16 protein-coding genes are annotated in these 16,700 nt (G+C 39.3%); 15 read left to right on the forward strand and 1 reads right to left on the reverse strand.

Annotation, left to right across the window (positions count from 1 at the left end; all coding sequences use genetic code 11):
• Window positions 1-90: 90 nt before the first annotated feature.
• Entirely contained in the window at window positions 91-726 is a 636-nt protein-coding gene (locus Q0C76_RS08520; RefSeq protein ID WP_295731981.1) for a 1-acyl-sn-glycerol-3-phosphate acyltransferase, read from the reverse strand.
• Window positions 727-815: 89 nt separating this feature from the next.
• Between Q0C76_RS08520 and Q0C76_RS08525 the strand changes: the two genes are divergently transcribed.
• From Q0C76_RS08525 to Q0C76_RS08595, 15 genes are all read left to right on the forward strand, one after another.
• The gene (locus tag Q0C76_RS08525; RefSeq protein ID WP_295731983.1) at window positions 816-1,568 is read left to right on the forward strand and encodes a tRNA1(Val) (adenine(37)-N6)-methyltransferase; all 753 of its coding nucleotides are present in this window, start codon (window positions 816-818) and stop codon (window positions 1,566-1,568) included.
• On the forward strand, window positions 1,558-1,839 hold the full coding sequence (locus Q0C76_RS08530; protein ID WP_295731986.1) for a GIY-YIG nuclease family protein: 282 nt from the start codon (window positions 1,558-1,560) through the stop codon (window positions 1,837-1,839). The genes Q0C76_RS08525 and Q0C76_RS08530 overlap by 11 nt, the downstream gene beginning before the upstream one ends.
• Window positions 1,840-1,991: 152 nt before the next feature.
• On the forward strand, window positions 1,992-2,771 hold the full coding sequence (gene rpsB / locus Q0C76_RS08535) for a 30S ribosomal protein S2 (protein WP_295731989.1): 780 nt from the start codon (window positions 1,992-1,994) through the stop codon (window positions 2,769-2,771).
• 106 nt (window positions 2,772-2,877) lie between these two features.
• Window positions 2,878-3,756, forward strand: coding sequence for a translation elongation factor Ts (gene tsf / locus Q0C76_RS08540; protein WP_295732060.1), 879 nt, complete (start codon window positions 2,878-2,880; stop codon window positions 3,754-3,756).
• Window positions 3,757-3,841: 85 nt separating this feature from the next.
• Window positions 3,842-4,567 carry a UMP kinase gene (pyrH, locus tag Q0C76_RS08545; protein ID WP_295731992.1) on the forward strand — a complete coding sequence of 242 codons (726 nt, stop codon included), beginning with the start codon at window positions 3,842-3,844 and terminating at the stop codon, window positions 4,565-4,567.
• Between the two features lie 5 nt (window positions 4,568-4,572).
• Window positions 4,573-5,133, forward strand: a complete 561-nt coding sequence (gene frr / locus Q0C76_RS08550; protein ID WP_295731995.1) for a ribosome recycling factor — start codon at window positions 4,573-4,575, stop codon at window positions 5,131-5,133.
• A gap of 134 nt (window positions 5,134-5,267) precedes the next feature.
• Window positions 5,268-6,035 (forward strand): isoprenyl transferase, encoded by a 768-nt coding sequence (locus Q0C76_RS08555; RefSeq protein ID WP_295731998.1) that lies wholly within the window; start codon window positions 5,268-5,270, stop codon window positions 6,033-6,035.
• Window positions 6,036-6,053: 18 nt separating this feature from the next.
• The gene (locus Q0C76_RS08560) at window positions 6,054-6,842 is read left to right on the forward strand and encodes a phosphatidate cytidylyltransferase (protein ID WP_295732001.1); all 789 of its coding nucleotides are present in this window, start codon (window positions 6,054-6,056) and stop codon (window positions 6,840-6,842) included.
• A gap of 12 nt (window positions 6,843-6,854) precedes the next feature.
• Window positions 6,855-8,129, forward strand: a complete 1,275-nt coding sequence (rseP, locus tag Q0C76_RS08565; protein WP_295732003.1) for an RIP metalloprotease RseP — start codon at window positions 6,855-6,857, stop codon at window positions 8,127-8,129.
• 16 nt (window positions 8,130-8,145) lie between these two features.
• Entirely contained in the window at window positions 8,146-9,882 is a 1,737-nt protein-coding gene (locus Q0C76_RS08570; RefSeq protein ID WP_295732006.1) for a proline--tRNA ligase, read from the forward strand.
• A gap of 78 nt (window positions 9,883-9,960) precedes the next feature.
• Window positions 9,961-14,307 carry a PolC-type DNA polymerase III gene (locus tag Q0C76_RS08575; protein WP_295732009.1) on the forward strand — a complete coding sequence of 1,449 codons (4,347 nt, stop codon included), beginning with the start codon at window positions 9,961-9,963 and terminating at the stop codon, window positions 14,305-14,307.
• Between the two features lie 109 nt (window positions 14,308-14,416).
• Complete coding sequence (gene rimP, locus Q0C76_RS08580) at window positions 14,417-14,896, forward strand: ribosome maturation factor RimP (RefSeq protein ID WP_295732012.1); 480 nt, start codon at window positions 14,417-14,419, stop codon at window positions 14,894-14,896.
• 19 nt (window positions 14,897-14,915) lie between these two features.
• Window positions 14,916-16,076 (forward strand): transcription termination factor NusA, encoded by a 1,161-nt coding sequence (gene nusA, locus Q0C76_RS08585; RefSeq protein WP_295732015.1) that lies wholly within the window; start codon window positions 14,916-14,918, stop codon window positions 16,074-16,076.
• 17 nt (window positions 16,077-16,093) lie between these two features.
• Window positions 16,094-16,390, forward strand: a complete 297-nt coding sequence (locus tag Q0C76_RS08590) for an RNase P modulator RnpM (RefSeq protein ID WP_295732018.1) — start codon at window positions 16,094-16,096, stop codon at window positions 16,388-16,390.
• Window positions 16,383-16,700 (forward strand): ribosomal L7Ae/L30e/S12e/Gadd45 family protein, encoded by a 318-nt coding sequence (locus tag Q0C76_RS08595; RefSeq protein WP_295732064.1) that lies wholly within the window; start codon window positions 16,383-16,385, stop codon window positions 16,698-16,700. The genes Q0C76_RS08590 and Q0C76_RS08595 overlap by 8 nt, the downstream gene beginning before the upstream one ends.

Raw genomic sequence — 16,700 nt, forward strand, 5'->3', positions numbered from 1 at the left:
AAGAAGAACCGTTCGGAATTTTGAGAATTCCGAACGGTTCATTTATTATAAAGGACTTATGTCACAGCCCCTTTTTAGATTGTAGTATTTTTAAAAGTGATCGTTAGTGGGTTTAGCAGGCATGACATAGTGAAAATTGGGATCTAAATGTTGATCTAGCTGATTAAACGCAGCTTGCATTTGTCGTTCGTATTGTTGTTGGACATCATCGGTTAGCCGTTGCTTTCGATCGATGAAGATTGGCTTTCCAAAGGCAATCTTACGTTTCTTTCTTGAAAAAAGAGCACCAAAGGACAGGGGACCTTGATAAACTGCTGGAACTAATGGCACATTTGCAAGCTTAGCAATCATTAACGCACCACCCTTTAATTTTGATGAGTATCTTGATCCTGAAGGGAAAATAATTGTTGAAAGGGAAGAATCCCGCAGTTCTTTAACTGGAATTTTAATGGCAGATGGCCCGGGATGAACTCGATTTACTGGATATGCGTTCAGCTTTCTAAGAAACCAGTTAGCAAATTTATTTTTAAAGAGTTCTTCTTTTGCCATAAAACTAAACTTTTTTGGATAAATTGCAAGCGCTAATAATACGGGATCCATCCAAGTACGGTGAGGTGCGACAATGATGTAATTACCCGTGGGCAGTTGTTCTTTGTTTTTAATAATCGGTCGACCATTAATTAACGTTAAAAATGGATTTACCAAGTGGACGAGAAAGTCATACATATGTTATTTACCTCAATTTATGTTTTGTATAATATTGTTATTATGAGCAAGAAAATCTAAACATGCAAGTTTTGAAATAAGGAGTCAGTATGGAACAGCCAAATTTAAAGCCAAATGAACGAATTGATCAACTCAGTAGTCAAGGAATTAAGATTATCCAAAGCCATGAGGTCTTTGCATTTTCTCTTGATGCGGTATTACTTGCTGATTTTGTTCGTCCAAATAAGCGTCGAAAACTTCAAACTATCGATATTTGTTCAGGCAACGGCGCAATTGGGCTGTTTTTAAATCGAAAGTTAGGTGGACGCATTACGGAGGTGGAATTGCAGCCGCGCTTGGCAGATATGGCAAGGCGAAGTGTTCAATTGAATCATTTGGAAACTCGTTATGAGATTATTAATGCTGACGTGAATAATATCTTTGATTTTGTTAAAAAGGATACATTTGATATTGTCACCTGCAATCCGCCGTATTTTAAGTCGCTTCCAACCAGCCAAAAGAACCCGAATCGGTACCTAGCAATTGCTCGCCATGAATTAACAATTGATTTGCCCACCGTAGTTAAACAAATGGCTGGTTTGTTAAAAATGAATGGGAAAGGGTACCTAGTTCACCGTCCAGAACGTTTGACAGAGATTTTGAGTGTGCTGGAAAAAAATAGGTTAGTGCCGAAACGACTTCGTTTCATTTATCCTAAACCTGGTAAAGCAGCTAATATTGTCCTGATCGAAGCCATTAAAGATGGTCGACCTGGTGGGGTTACTATTGAGCCGCCTTTAATTGTCATTGATCAATCAGGTAATTACACCCCAGAAGTCGAGGAGAAGCTCCATGCCAACTAAACCATATTACATTTATGTTTTACTGTGTGCTGACCATTCATTGTATTGTGGATTTACCGATAACGTTCAACGTCGTTTTGAAACGCATCAGGAATATCGCGGTGCTAAATATACTCGTGTCAAAAGCCGCCATCCATTAAAACTAATTTATCAGGAGAAATTTGCAGATAAGGGGAGTGCACTGAGTGCTGAATATCATTTTAAACATCAAAACCGTCACCGAAAATTGGTCTATTTAAAGGAACATGGGGTTAACCTTCGCAAATTATAAATTTTTACTTGCGATAGAAATGTTTTTTATGTAAAATACATGTTGGTGCTGATTGCACAATTCACACCTACTGCAATACCTTAAATAGTGCCTAACGGTTTTTAAGGTAGGAGACCAGTAGGGAGGAAAAAACTATTTGGAGGTTTTATTTCATGTCTGTAGTAAGTATGAAACAATTACTTGAAGCTGGTGTTCATTTTGGTCACCAAACTCGTCGTTGGAACCCAAAGATGGAACCATACATTTTCACTGAACGTAACGGTATTTACATTATTGACCTGCAAAAGACGGTCAAGATGATTGATTCCGCTTATAACTATGTGAAGAATGTTGCAGCCGACGGTGGAGTAGTTCTGTTTGTTGGTACTAAGAAACAAGCTCAGGATTCCATTGAAGAAGAAGCTACACGGGCTGGTCAATACTATGTTAACCATCGTTGGTTAGGTGGTACTTTGACTAATTGGAAGACTATTCAATCCCGGATTAATCGTTTAAAGGAATTGAAGAAAATGTCAGAAGATGGTACTTTTGATATTCTTCCAAAAAAGGAAGTTTCTGTTCTGACTAAGCAACGTGAAAAACTTGAACGATTCTTAGGTGGTATTGAAGACATGCCACGGATTCCAGATGTAATGTACATTGTGGATCCTCATAAAGAACAAATTGCGGTTCGAGAAGCTCACAAGCTCCACATTCCAATTGTGGCAATGGTTGATACCAACACTGATCCTGATGACATTGATGTTATCATTCCATCGAACGACGATGCTATTCGTGCCGTTCGCTTGATTACTTCTAAGATGGCGGATGCTGTTATCGAAGGTAAGCAAGGTCAAGATGAACAACAAGCATCAGACGATGATGTTGCTGACAACACAGAAGTTTCTGAAGATTCTTTAAAGGATTTAAAGAAGAACGTTGAAGGCAAATAATTAAAATAGTTAATACTTAGGCTGTTTTGCAGTTGGACCGTGATGGCCTGAGTGCGAAACAGCTTTTTATTTAAATTTAAATATAATCAAACTAAGGGGAGAACAAATTATGGCTATTAAAGCTTCACAAGTTATGGAATTACGGAAAAAGTCCGGTGCCGGAATTATGGATGCTAAAAAGGCATTAGTAGAAACGAATGGTGACATGGATAAGGCCATGGATTATCTTCGTGAAAAGGGAATTGCTAAGGCTGCCAAGAAGAGTGATCGGATTGCTGCTGAAGGTTTAACTGACATCGTTGTTGATGGAAACACTGCAGCAATTGTCGAATTAAACTCAGAAACCGATTTTGTGGCTGCTTCTGATCCATTTAAAAATGCTTTGAATGATGTTGCAAAAAAGATTGTTGAAAACAAGCCTGCTGATGTCGATGCTGCATTAGAAATCAAGACTGATAATGGGACCCTTGGTGAGGATTTAACTGAAACTACTCGTCAAACTGGTGAAAAGGTTAGTTTGCGGCGTTTTGAAATTATCGAAAAGGCGGACGGAGATAGTTTTGGTGCATATCTTCACCAAGGCGGTCGGATTGCTGCGTTAGTTGTTCTTGAAGGAGCTGATGAGGCAACCGCTAAGGATGTTGCAATGCACGTTGCTGCTGTAAATCCTGAATTTATGACTCGTGATGAAGTTTCTGCTGAACGTCTTGATCACGAACGCAATATCTTCAAGGAAGAAACTCTTAATGAGGGTAAGCCTGCAAAGATTGTTGATAAAATTGTTGAAGGTCGTTTGAATAAGTTCTTATCAGAAATTTGCTTGGCTGATCAAGCCTTTGTTAAAGATAGCGACAAGACAGTTGCTGAATATGTTGCCTCCAAGGGCGGTAAGTTGAAGTCATTCGTTCGCTACGAAGTTGGTGAAGGAATCGAAAAGAAGCAAAGTAATATTGCCGATGAAGTTCAACAGGAACTGAACCGTTAATTTGCTTTTAATTTAAGACGTACTATGATCTTTAGTACGTCTTTTTCATAATTTGATGATGGTTTAACCTGAGGAGGTTCTACGAATGGCAAATGGTGTAAAGTACAACCGTGTAGTTCTAAAACTAAGTGGGGAAGCGTTAGCTGGTGATCAAGGGTTTGGAATTAATCCACCAGAATTAAAAACGGTTGCTAAAGAATTAAAAGAAGTTCACGATCTTGGTGTTCAAGTATGTATTGTTGTTGGCGGTGGCAATATGTGGCGTGGTGTAACCGGTGAAAAACTTGGAATGGAACGGTCACAAGCCGATTATATTGGAATGCTAGCAACAATTATGAATGCTCTATCATTACAGGATGCTCTAGAAAGTCTCGGGGTACAAACTCGGGTGCAAACATCAATTGAGATGCGACAAATTGCCGAACCATACATTCGACGAAAAGCAATTCGGCACTTGGAAAAGGGACGAGTAGTTATTTTTGCGGGTGGAACCGGAAGTCCTTACTTTTCAACAGACACCACGGCTGCGTTACGAGCTGCTGAAATGAATGCAGATGCGATCTTAATGGCCAAGAATGGGGTAGATGGTGTTTATTCAGCTGATCCAAATAAGGATTCATCTGCTGTGAAATTCGATCACCTTACGCATATGGATATTATTGATAAACATTTACACGTAATGGACTCAACTGCGAGTTCAATGTCAATGGATAATGATATTCCATTGGTAGTGTTCAACTTAAATACACCAGGTAATATTATGAAGGTTGTTCGTGGTCAAAAGATCGGAACGACAATTGAAGGAGAATAGTAAATATGGATGGCAAGCAAATTTTAGCAAATGCAAAAGAAAAAATGACTAAGTCAGGTGAGGCATTAAAACGGACATTAGCGGATATCCGTGCCGGCCGTGCCAACGCTAGTATCTTGAATCCGGTGAAAGTAGATTATTATGGGGCACCGACTCCATTAAACCAGATGGCCTCAATTACTGTTCCTGAGGCTCGTCAATTATTAGTTTCACCATATGATAAGAGCACACTGAAGGACATTGAACGGGCAATTTATGAGGCTAATTTGGGTTTGACACCTCAAAATGATGGTGAAGCAATTCGCATTATGATTCCGCAGTTGACAGAAGAACGGCGGAAAGAATTAGTTAAAGATGTTAAAGCGGAACTCGAAAACGCCAAAGTCGCGGTTCGTAATGTTCGGCGCGAAGCGATGGATGACCTGAAAAAGGGTAATAAAGATGGTGATTTTAACGATGATGAGTTTCATCACCTTGAAGATCAGGTCCAGAAGGAAACTGATGCAGGAATTAAGAATTTAGAAACCATTGCTAAGGATAAAGAGAACGAATTAATGGGAAACTAGTTTTAAATTCCTGAATGATAACATGCGAAACGTGTTGGCGTTTCGCTTTTTTTATATATCTGCAAAGTAGAGAAATTGCCTTATTTCTGGTAGAATAAGAAAGATTGTAAAATAAGGTTCATTGGAGGATTAAATTGTTTTCTCAAAAGAAAGGAACGGCTACTGCACCATCTGAAATTGATCTAACTAAAATTCCACATCATATCGCGATTATTATGGATGGTAACGGTCGGTGGGCGCAAGCTCGTCATTTACCAAGAGTGGCTGGACATCAACAGGGAATGGAAACTGTAAAGAAGGTTACAATTGCTGCAAGTAATCTGGGCGTTAAAGTATTAACCCTATATGCTTTTTCAACAGAAAATTGGAAACGACCTCAAAGTGAAGTTAGTTTTTTGATGAATTTACCAATCAAGTTCTTTAACAAGTTCGTTCCAGATTTGGTCAAACATAATGTACGAGTTGATGTTATGGGTAATATTAGCAAGTTACCAGATCGCACACAAATAGCAGTGCAAGATGCAATTCGTGAGACAGCACATTGTTCAGGAATGATTCTGAACTTTGCCTTGAATTATGGCGGGCGGGATGAAATTGTTCATGCTACGACTGCCATTGTGAAGGAAGTACAGGCTGGGGAATTATCCTCTGATGAGATTACGGAAGACACATTTAGTAAGCATTTAATGACTTCTCAACTTATCCCGGATGATAATCCTGAGTTATTAATTCGCACTAGTGGTGAACAGCGCTTGAGTAATTTTATGTTATGGCAAGTTGCCTATAGTGAATTTGTTTTTATGGATGAACACTGGCCAGATTTCGATGGTGATTCTTTAAAGCGTGCCATTAGTATTTTTCAGCATCGTCATCGCCGGTTCGGTGGCTTAAAAAATAAGTAAAGAGGATTGGTGTTAATTTTGAAAACGAGAGTAATAACGGCAGTAGTTGCTCTAGCAATTTTTATTCCGTTAATTTTAATTGGTCATTTACCATTGACCATTGCTGCAATTGTGTTGAGTATTGTAGCAATGAGTGAAATTTTAATCATGAAAAAAATGTTTTTAACATCATTTGCGGCTTTTATGTCATACATTGGTGTAATTATTATGACTGTGCCTCAGGAATGGCTAGCGTGGTTACCGAACCATTTTAATCGGTTAACGACGTTTTACTTAGTTGTCATTCTGATATTACTTCATACGGTTATTCATAAGGGACGGTTTAGTTTTGACGATGCCGGAGTGTTAATTCTAGGGATGTTATATATCGGAATGGGCTTTAACGCATTCATTCAGGCCCGGTCAGTAGGCTTTACAACTTTACTTTATGGAATGCTGATTGTCTGGCTTACAGATAGTGGTGCTTATATTTTTGGCCGACAATTTGGTAAGCATAAATTGGCTCCTAAAATTAGCCCAAATAAAACTATTGAAGGGTCTGTGTTAGGAACCATTTTTGCCACTGTTATCTTAGCAATATATCTGATTTTCTTCCATGTTGGTTATGATAGTTATTTGATGATGGTTTTGGCGACATTATTGTTGTCGATATTTGGCCAATTTGGTGATTTAATTGAATCATCATTAAAGCGGTATTATGGAGTTAAGGATTCTGGCAAGATTTTACCAGGACATGGTGGAATCTTAGATCGTTTTGATAGTATGTTAATGGTTATGCCTGCTCTGTACTTTTTAGGCATAGTTTAATGGGGTGATGCTTTGTTAATTACAATTATAACTTTTATAATTGTTTTTGGTATTCTAGTTTTAGTACACGAGTTCGGTCATTATTACTTTGCTAAACGGTCAGGAATTCTTGTTCGTGAGTTTTCAATTGGAATGGGGCCAAAAATATGGTGGATTCGACGAAATGGAACGACATATACAATTCGTTTGTTGCCATTAGGTGGATATGTTCGCTTAGCAGGTAGTGATGAAGACGATGATGAGACACTACGACCAGGAACACCCGTAACGTTACAATTAAATGATCAAAATAAAGTAATCACAATTAACGCTAGCGACAAGAAAACTTTGTTTCAGGGATTGCCATTACAAATCGTTGATAAAGATTTAGTTGATGGGCTTTGGATTAGTGGTTATATTAATGGTGACGAAAAGGAAGTCAAAAAGTTTAATGTTGATCATGATGCCAATGTAATTGAACGTGATGGTACTGAATTACAAATTGCACCACGAGACGTCCAAATTAATTCAGCTAGTTTACCCCATCGAATGATGACTAATTTCGCTGGCCCAATGAATAATTTTCTTTTGGCATTAATCGTCTTTATTATCTTAGGATTTACATTGCCAGGAATTCCGACCAATAGCAATCAAATTGGTCAAGTGCAGTCAACCTCTGTAGCTGCCAAAGCAGGTCTTAAGACAGGTGATAAGATCGTAAAAGTTGATGGCAAAAAAACTAAAGATTGGCAAGCAATGACAACGGCCATTTCGAGTAAGCCCAATCAGAAAGTTACAATTAACTATCAGCGGGATGGTAAGCAATACACAACCCACTTAATTCCGAAAAAGGTTCATCGTGGCAAACAAACAGTTGGTCAAATTGGTGTGATGGAACAGCAAAAGAAGACCTTTAAGGCCCGAATTCAATATGGTTGGCATCAATTCATCCTGTCGGGAACGCTTATTTTTAGTGTGTTAGGGCACATGTTTACTCATGGGTTTAGCTTAAATGATCTAGGAGGACCGGTAGCAATTTATGCTGGTACTTCACAAGCAACTTCACTCGGGTTAAATGGTGTTCTTGCATTTCTCGCGATGCTATCAATTAATTTAGGAATTGTAAACTTACTACCCATTCCAGCACTTGATGGTGGTAAATTGGTATTGAATATCATTGAGGGGATTATCCGTCGTCCAATTCCAGAAAAGGCGGAGGGCATTGTTACCTTAATTGGATTCGGCTTTTTATTATTGTTAATGATTTTAGTTACTTGGAACGACATTCAAAGGTATTTTATAAAATAAGTGGAGGATGTAATCAATGAAACAATCAAAACTTTTAATTCCTACAAAAAAGGAAGCTCCTAGCGATGCAGAAGCACTCAGTCATAAAATGATGATTCGTGCTGGGTATACTTATCAGGTTTCCTCTGGAGTTTGGGCCTACCTACCGATGGCCTATCGGGTTATCCGGAAAATTAAATCAATCATTCGGGAAGAAATGGAAAATGCTGATGCATTTGAAATGGAAACGCCATCGATGTTACCAGCTGATCTTTGGCAACAAACTGGACGTTATGAGGCCTATGGCGATACCCTCTTCAAATTTAATGATCGTAATGATCGTGAGCATATTTTAGGACCGACTGATGAAGAAGTGATGACGGAAATTCTTCGTGACAGTATTAAATCATATAAGAAATTACCGCTAACGGTTTATCAAATTACTGATAAATTTCGTGATGAACCTCGTCCACGTTTTGGGGTTCTTCGTGGGAAGGAATTTTCCATGTTAGATGGTTACTCATTTTCTGCGGATCAAGCCGGATTAGATGAGGCATACAATAAACAGGCACAAGCTTACCGAAATATATTTGATCGGATTGGCTTGAATTACAAAGTTATTCTTGCTGATTCAGGAACAATTGGCGGAGATAATTCACAAGAATTTTCAGCACCAGCTAAAGTTGGGGAAGATACAATTGTTTATACTGATGGTGACTACGCGGCAAATATTGAAAAAGCAACGACGAAGTTTACCGCGGCTCAACAAACTGATGCTCCTGAAAAGCTAACAAAGCAACCTACACCGGGTGCACACACAGTAGACGAGGCAGCTGCTAGTTTAGGGATTGATGCTTCACAAATTATTAAATCCATGCTATACATGGCCAAGTTGAGTGAAGATGATTATCAACCAGTAATGGTATTAATGCGTGGTAACGATGAAGTGAACGAGACTAAAGTCACGAATGCTGTTGATTGCGAAGGACTGACGTTGGCAACCGAAGAACAAACGCAAAAATATCTTGGGGCCCACCCGGGTTCATTAGGACCAGTTGGGGTTGGTAAAGAAGTTAAGATCTTGGCTGATAATTATGTTAAAGTATTGGTTAATATTGCTTGCGGAGCGAATGAAGATGGTTATCACTACGTTAATGCTAATATTGATCGCGATTTCCGTGTTGATGAATTTGGTGATTTTCGAACAGTTCAAGAAGGTGAAATTGCACCGGATGGTCACCCAATCAAGTTTACGAACGGCATTGAAATTGGCCACATCTTTAAACTAGGCACTGGATATTCTGAGAAATTAGGTGCTCAAGTTCTTGATCAAAACGGCCGCCTTGTCGATATGATCATGGGCTGTTATGGAATCGGGGTTACCCGTTTACTTTCTGCAGTTGCAGAACAAAACGCTGATGAATATGGATTAGTTTGGCCTGATAGCATTGCACCATTTGATGTTCATGTCATTCCGGTTAACGCTAAGAAATCAGACCAAATGGAAATGGCCAGCCAAATTACCCGACAACTTCAAGAAGCCGGCTTGGAAGTTTTGGTTGATGATCGTAAAGAACGAGCAGGAGTTAAATTTGCTGATTCTGATTTAATTGGGATCCCGCTACGAGTTACTGTAGGTAAGAAGGCCAGCGAAGGAATTGTTGAGATTAAGATTCGAAAAACTGGTGAAACCGTAGAAGTTAAGACTGAAGAAGTCGTTAATACGGTGCAAATTTTCTTAAAGCAATTAAACGAAACAATGGATAATCATTAATCCGAATAAGTTGATCAAAAATGTGGTTAAGATGAATAATCAAAATTAACCACATTTTTAATTTGAGGAGGAAATTCAGTGACTTTAAATGCAGAAGAAAAATTTCAGAAATTACTTGAACAAATTAACTACCAGAATAATGCACTAACTGGTGGCCAAGTAAAAGCAGTGATTGTTCATCAAAAGTCACGGGTTTGGGAAATTCATTTGTACCTAAAGCACGTTGTACCAGCTGACGTTTATCGTGGTTTGTTGCACAGTTTGCAGATGAGCTTTCAAAGCTTAGCAAATGCGCAAGTTAAGTTGGTAGTAGAGACGGGTGATGAAACTAATAATTCTAAATTGATCGGTGATTATTGGCGTTTTCTGGCCCAACAAGAAGTTGGAAATCGCGGAATGGGTTTTGAAATTGCCGAACAAACTATGCCAAAAGAGCATGATGGCAGAATTGAATTAGCTCTTGAAAATGAACAGGTTAAAGATTTCGTTATCAAAAAGTTTCTTGGAAAAATTGAGCAAGCATACCAGGAAGCAGGGTTTGTACCTTTTCGAATTCACGCAGTTGTGGATCAAACTGCTTCAGCGGCGACTGTTAAGTTACTGAAAGAAAAACAACAAGCTGCAGATGCAGCATTAGTTAAAAAAGCCTTAGCAAAGATTCGGTCAGATCAAGCGAACCAGCAAAAACAGGCGGAAAACAACCTTCAAGTTGATGGTCCAGCACGAATTGGTAAGGAAATTAATCCGCAAGCAGACGTTACTCAAATGGTTGAAATTACTGAAGAAGAGCGGAATGTCATTGTCGAAGGCTACGTATTCTCTAAAGAAGTCAAAGAATTACGATCTGGTCGTCAATTGATGATTCTTGAAATTACTGATTATACTTCTTCATTTGCAGTCAAAAAATTTTCTCGAGATAAAAAAGATGAGGCACAATTTGGCGCGATTAGTGAAGGACAGTGGGTTAAAGTACGTGGCTCTGTGCAGGAAGATAATTTCATGCGCGACTTAACTATGAATGCTTACGACATTAATGTAGTATCACATCCAGTCCGCCAAGATCATGCACCTAAAGATGAAAAACGGATCGAATTACACCTGCATACGAATATGTCAACGATGGATGCAACCAATTCAATTAGTGATTATGTTAAACAAGCAATTAAATGGGGACACCCAGCGATTGCCATCACTGACCATGCCGGAGTTCAAGGCTTTCCCGAGGCATATAAAGCGGCTTATGATGCAAAACATCAGAAATTTAACATTAAAATGTTATATGGAGTTGAAGCCAACGTTGTCGATGATGGGATTCCGCTAGTTTATAATGAAAACCATGATCATCTGCTTAATAGTACGTACGTAATTTTTGACGTGGAAACGACCGGCTTATCAGCTATTTATGATAAGGTAATTGAATTATCGGCAACGAAAATGAAGGATGGAAAAGTTTTAGCGCGATTTGATGAGTTTATTGATCCGGGTTTTCCATTATCAGAGCAGACAACTGAATTGACAAGTATTACTGATGATATGGTTCAGGGATCTAAATCAGAAGAAGAAGTTTTTAAAATGTTCCAGGACTTCTGCGAAGGATCCATTATTGCGGGACACAATGTATCTTTTGATATGGGATTTATGAACACTGGCTATCGGCGCCATCATTTGCCAGAAATTAGTCAACCAGTGATTGATACATTGCCACTAGCACGTTTTTTGTATCCAAACATGCGTGGTTATCGTCTAAACACGTTAAGTAAAAAATTTAAAGTTTCACTTGAACACCACCACCGGGCTAATTATGATGCAGAGGCTACTGGCCACCTTCTACATATTTTCCTCAAGGACGCGGAAAAACGGTATCAAGTGGTTTATGTGGATGATCTCAATAAACACATGACTGATAATGGAGCATATCGGCATGCGCGACCGTTTCATGTGACTCTTTTAGCAAAGAATCAGGCTGGCCTGAAGAATATGTACAAGCTGGTATCACTGGCTAATGTTAAATACTATTATCGGGTGCCACGAATTCCACGAAGCGTTTTAGAGCGTTATCGAGATGGACTTCTGGTTGGATCTGCTTGTTCAAGCGGTGAAGTTTTCACCGCGATGATGCAAAAGGGATATGCTGAGGCAAGGCAGAAAGCATCTTTCTATGATTACTTAGAAGTTCAGCCAAAGGCTAATTATGCACCATTATTAGAGCAGAAAGTAATTTCCAGTGAACAACATCTTGAATCAATCATTAAAAATATGATTAAACTCGGCGGTGAATTAGGAAAAACGGTGGTGGCGACTGGTGATGTTCACTATCTTAATCCGGAGGACGCGATTTATCGGAAGATCTTGATTAATTCTCAAGGTGGTGCTAATCCGCTTAATAAGACCAGTCGACCAGACGTTCATTTCAGAACAACTGATGAAATGCTCCAACAGTTTGATTTCTTAGATGATGATGTGGCACATCAAATTGTGATTACCAATCCACATAAAATAGCAAACGAAATTGACCCCAAAATTAGTCCAGTGGAAGATAAGTTATATACGCCACACATGAAAGGCGCTGAGCAGGAAATTCAGGACCGAACATGGGCGACTGCTAAGAAATGGTATGGAGATCCATTGCCAAAACTGGTTTATGATCGGGTTAAACTAGAACTGGACAGTATTGTTAAAAACGGTTTCTCGGTTATTTATCTAATTGCGCAACGACTAGTAGCTAAGTCTAATAAAGATGGTTACTTGGTTGGTTCACGGGGATCAGTCGGTTCAAGTGTTGTTGCGACCTTATCTGGAATTACTGAAGTCAATCCATTACCGCCCCATTATCGGTGTCCAAATTGTCAGTATAACCATTTCTATACGAAGGGTGAGTATAGTTCAGGATACGACCTGCCAGATAAAAAATGTCCAAAATGTGGCACGCTAATGATTAAGGATGGGCATGATATTCCGTTCCAAACTTTTCTGGGTTTTAAAGGGAATAAGGTACCAGATATTGATTTGAACTTCTCAGGAGACTATCAGCCAATCGCACATAATTACATGAAAGTCTTGTTCGGCGAGAAGAATGTTTTTCGTGCTGGAACCATTGGGACGGTCGCCGATAAAACTGCTTATGGATATGTAAAGGCATATGAACGAGATACTGATCAAGAATTTCGGGGAGCTGAAGAAGATCGATTGGCAAAGGGAGCAACCGGAGTCAAACGGACAACGGGACAGCACCCAGCTGGAATCATCATTGTACCTGATGATATGGATATTTACGATTTCACGCCAGTTCAGTATCCGGCTGATGATCAAAACGCTGCTTGGGAAACAACCCACTTTGACTTCCACTCAATTCACGATAACATTTTGAAAATGGACATTTTAGGCCATGATGACCCAACGATGATTCGTGCCCTGCAAGATTTGTCGGGAATTAATCCAAAGACCATTCCAATGGATGATCCGGGAGTGATGAGCTTATTTTCTAGTCCTAAAGCTTTGGGTGTTACTGAAGAGCAGATTACTTCGAAAACCGGAACACTGGGTCTTCCTGAATTTGGGACCCGCTTTGTCCGTGGAATGCTAGAAGATACGCATCCAAAGAACTATTCACAATTATTACAAATTTCTGGGCTGTCACATGGAACTGGCGTGTGGCTTGATAACGCCCAAGAACTGATTAAGGATGGAGTTGCAACAATTGCCAACGTGATTGGTTGTCGTGATAACATCATGACTGACTTAATTCATTATGGACTTGATTCGGAAACATCTTTCCAGGTGATGGAATCAGTTCGTCACGGTCGGGGAATTCCTGATGAGTGGCAAGATAAGATGCATGCGGCAAACGTTCCACAGTGGTATATTGACTCTTGTTTAAAGATCAAATACATGTTTCCTCGGGCCCACGCGGCTGCGTATGTTTTAATGGCACTACGGATTGCTTACTTTAAGGTTTACTTTCCGTTAACGTATTATTGTGCTTTCTTCTCTGTTCGTGCGGACGACTTTGATGTGGTCGCGATGGCGCGGGGAAAGAACGCTGTTAAAGCTGCCATGAAGGAAATTAATGATAAGGGAAATGAAGCTTCTGCAAAAGAAAAGAGTTTGCTGACGATTCTAGAGTTAGCGAACGAAATGCTGGAACGTGGTTATAAATTTAAAATGGTTGATTTGGAAAAGTCGGATGCCTCAAATTGGTTAATCGATGGTAAAACTTTAATCGCACCATTTAGAGCAATTCCTGGATTAGGAATGAACGTGGCTAAACAAATTGTGGCGGCACGTGAAGAAAAGCCATTCTTATCTAAAGAGGATTTAGCCGAACGTGGTAAGGTTTCTCAAACAATCCTTCAATTTATGACTGACCAGCATGTTCTTGACGGACTACCTGATGAAAACCAGCTGAGTTTATTTGATCAACTATAAAATTTGTGTTTTATCGTTGGTAATGTTATTATATTTAAGGTAAATAACTTCGGGAAGGGGTGAGCAGTGATGCTCGCTCTTTTTATTGTAATTAATTGGAGGTGACAACTTGAGTACGAAAGATGTCATTAAGACTGTAAATGATTTAGTTCAACCGATTTTAGATCAATATGGGTTCTATTTATTTGATACAGAATTTGTCAAAGAAGGGCACAGCTGGTACTTGCGTGTTTACATCGATAAAACTGGTGGAATTACCCTTGAAGATTGTGTTAACGTTAGCGACCAATTAAGTGATGCGCTAGATAATTGTGAACCGGATCCGATTCCGCAAGCATATTTTTTGGAGGTGTCTTCGCCAGGTGCTGAACGACCGCTGAAGAGGGAAGCTGATTACCAACGGGCAATTGGTGATTACATTCATCTTTCCTTGTATCAAGCAATTGATGGCAAAAAAACGTATGAAGGTTATCTTAAAACTGTGACGGCAGATGAGTTAACGATTGATTATCTTGATAAGACTCGTCATAAAACATTAACTGTTCCAAGAAAATTGGTGGCAAAAGCCCGCTTAGCTGTGAAAATTTAAAAAGGAGCTATACTAAATCATGAGCACAAAAAAACAAAAAGCAGAATTGCTCGAAGCAATGGATGTTTTAGAGAAAGAAAAGGGAATTAAAAAGGACGTCATTATCAACGCTCTTACCGATGCTTTAGCAAATGCTTATCAAAAGAATTACGATGATAACAATGCTAATGTTGAAGTGAAAATTGATGAACAAACTGGTGATTTCAAAGTTTTTGCTTCTAAAAAGGTTGTGGATGAGGTTACTAATCCCGTTGAACAGATTAGTTTACGCGACGCCATGCATGTAAGCCACGGATATGAGGTTGGCGATGATTTTAAAGAAGAAGTGACACCGAATGATTTCGGACGAATTGCTGCTCAAACGGCAAAAAGTGTCGTTCTTCAACAATTACGAGAAGAAGAGCGCCGAATCGTTTATGAAAAGTATAATAAATTAAAAGATGATTTGGTGGATGGTGAAGTTGCGCGTGAAGATAGCCGATTTATTTACATTAATTTAACTGGTGGTGTTGAAGCGGCAATGAACAAACACGATCAAATGCCTAATGAACATTACCGGACTCATGACCATGTTCAGGTATATGTGACTCGAGTTCTGAAGGATACTAAGGGTCCTCAAGTATTTGTCAGTCGGACCGCCCCTGATTTATTGAAACGGTTGTTTGAAAAAGAAGTTCCAGAAATTAGCCAAGGAATTGTTGAAATTAAAGGAATCGTTCGTGAAGCTGGTGATCGGGCCAAGGTTGCAGTTTTCTCTCGTGATAGTAATGTTGACCCGGTTGGAACCTGTGTTGGTCCGCGGGGAGCTCGTGTTCAAACGATTGTTAATCAACTTGGCGGTGAAAACATTGATATCGTCAAGTTTGAAGAAGAACCTGAAGACTTTATTAGAAATGCTTTAAATCCAGCAGAAGTTAAAGCCGTTATTTTTGATGATAATAATGGTGAAGTTGAGGAAGTTCAATCTAGGGATGAAGATGAAGAAACTGAGCCACGCGTACACCGCGGCTGTACAGTGATCGTTCCTGATGATCAGTTATCATTAGCAATTGGTAAGCGTGGGCAAAATGTCCGTTTAGCAGCTCAGTTAACTGGTTATAAGATTGATATTAAGCCACTTTCCGAAGTAGATGTCGATGATTACGATGAGGACGAATTCAGCGGTCCTGAAGAAGAATAAGCAGCGGGGTGAAAGTAATGAAAAAGAGAAAAATACCGATGCGTAAAGACATTGTAACTGGCGAAATGATGCCAAAACGGCAATTAATTCGCGTAGTTAGAAATAAGGAAAATGAAGTTTCATTAGACCCAACTGGGAAAAAACCTGGTCGTGGTGCATATGTAGCGGTAGACGTAAAAGTCGCGGAGCTGGCAAAGAAGGAGCGCACGTTTGATAAGGAATTTAATGTCACCCTGGATGATGACTTTTATGATGAATTAATTAAGTACGCTGATCATGCCCAAGCACGACAAAAATTATTTGGCAATGATTAATTACCAGATCCTTCAACTATTGGGATTAGTACAACGTGCCAATCAATTAACAACAGGCGAACCTCTGGTTTTAAAGGGAATCCGTCAACAAACGGTTAGTTTTGTATTTATTGCGAGTGATGCTGGTACCAGTACAATGAAAAAATTTACTGATAAGTGCCGTTTTTATGAAGTTGCTTACTGTAAAGAATTTAGTAGAAAAGAGATTAGTCAAGCAATTGGGCAATCTCGTTCAATCGTTGCAATTAATGACACAGGATTCGCTAAGAAATTTCAACAATTAACCGAACAAATGCACAAAGGAGAGTGA

Origin of the sequence: uncultured Limosilactobacillus sp., assembly GCF_934202705.1 — a bacterium.
GTDB lineage: Bacteria > Bacillota > Bacilli > Lactobacillales > Lactobacillaceae > Limosilactobacillus.

Bases quoted from the DNA above. Each gene is read 5' to 3' on its own strand.
- frr (WP_295731995.1), top strand. From the start codon at position 4,573: ATGGATGGCAAGCAAATTTTAGCAAATGCAAAAGAAAAAATGACTAAG.
- Q0C76_RS08530 (WP_295731986.1), top strand. From the start codon at position 1,558: ATGCCAACTAAACCATATTACATTTATGTTTTACTGTGTGCTGACCAT.
- pyrH (WP_295731992.1), top strand. From the start codon at position 3,842: ATGGCAAATGGTGTAAAGTACAACCGTGTAGTTCTAAAACTAAGTGGG.
- nusA (WP_295732015.1), top strand. From the start codon at position 14,916: ATGAGCACAAAAAAACAAAAAGCAGAATTGCTCGAAGCAATGGATGTT.
- Q0C76_RS08590 (WP_295732018.1), top strand. From the start codon at position 16,094: ATGAAAAAGAGAAAAATACCGATGCGTAAAGACATTGTAACTGGCGAA.
- Q0C76_RS08595 (WP_295732064.1), top strand. From the start codon at position 16,383: ATGATTAATTACCAGATCCTTCAACTATTGGGATTAGTACAACGTGCC.
- rpsB (WP_295731989.1), top strand. From the start codon at position 1,992: ATGTCTGTAGTAAGTATGAAACAATTACTTGAAGCTGGTGTTCATTTT.
- Q0C76_RS08570 (WP_295732006.1), top strand. From the start codon at position 8,146: ATGAAACAATCAAAACTTTTAATTCCTACAAAAAAGGAAGCTCCTAGC.
- Q0C76_RS08525 (WP_295731983.1), top strand. From the start codon at position 816: ATGGAACAGCCAAATTTAAAGCCAAATGAACGAATTGATCAACTCAGT.
- Q0C76_RS08520 (WP_295731981.1), bottom strand. From the start codon at position 726: ATGTATGACTTTCTCGTCCACTTGGTAAATCCATTTTTAACGTTAATT.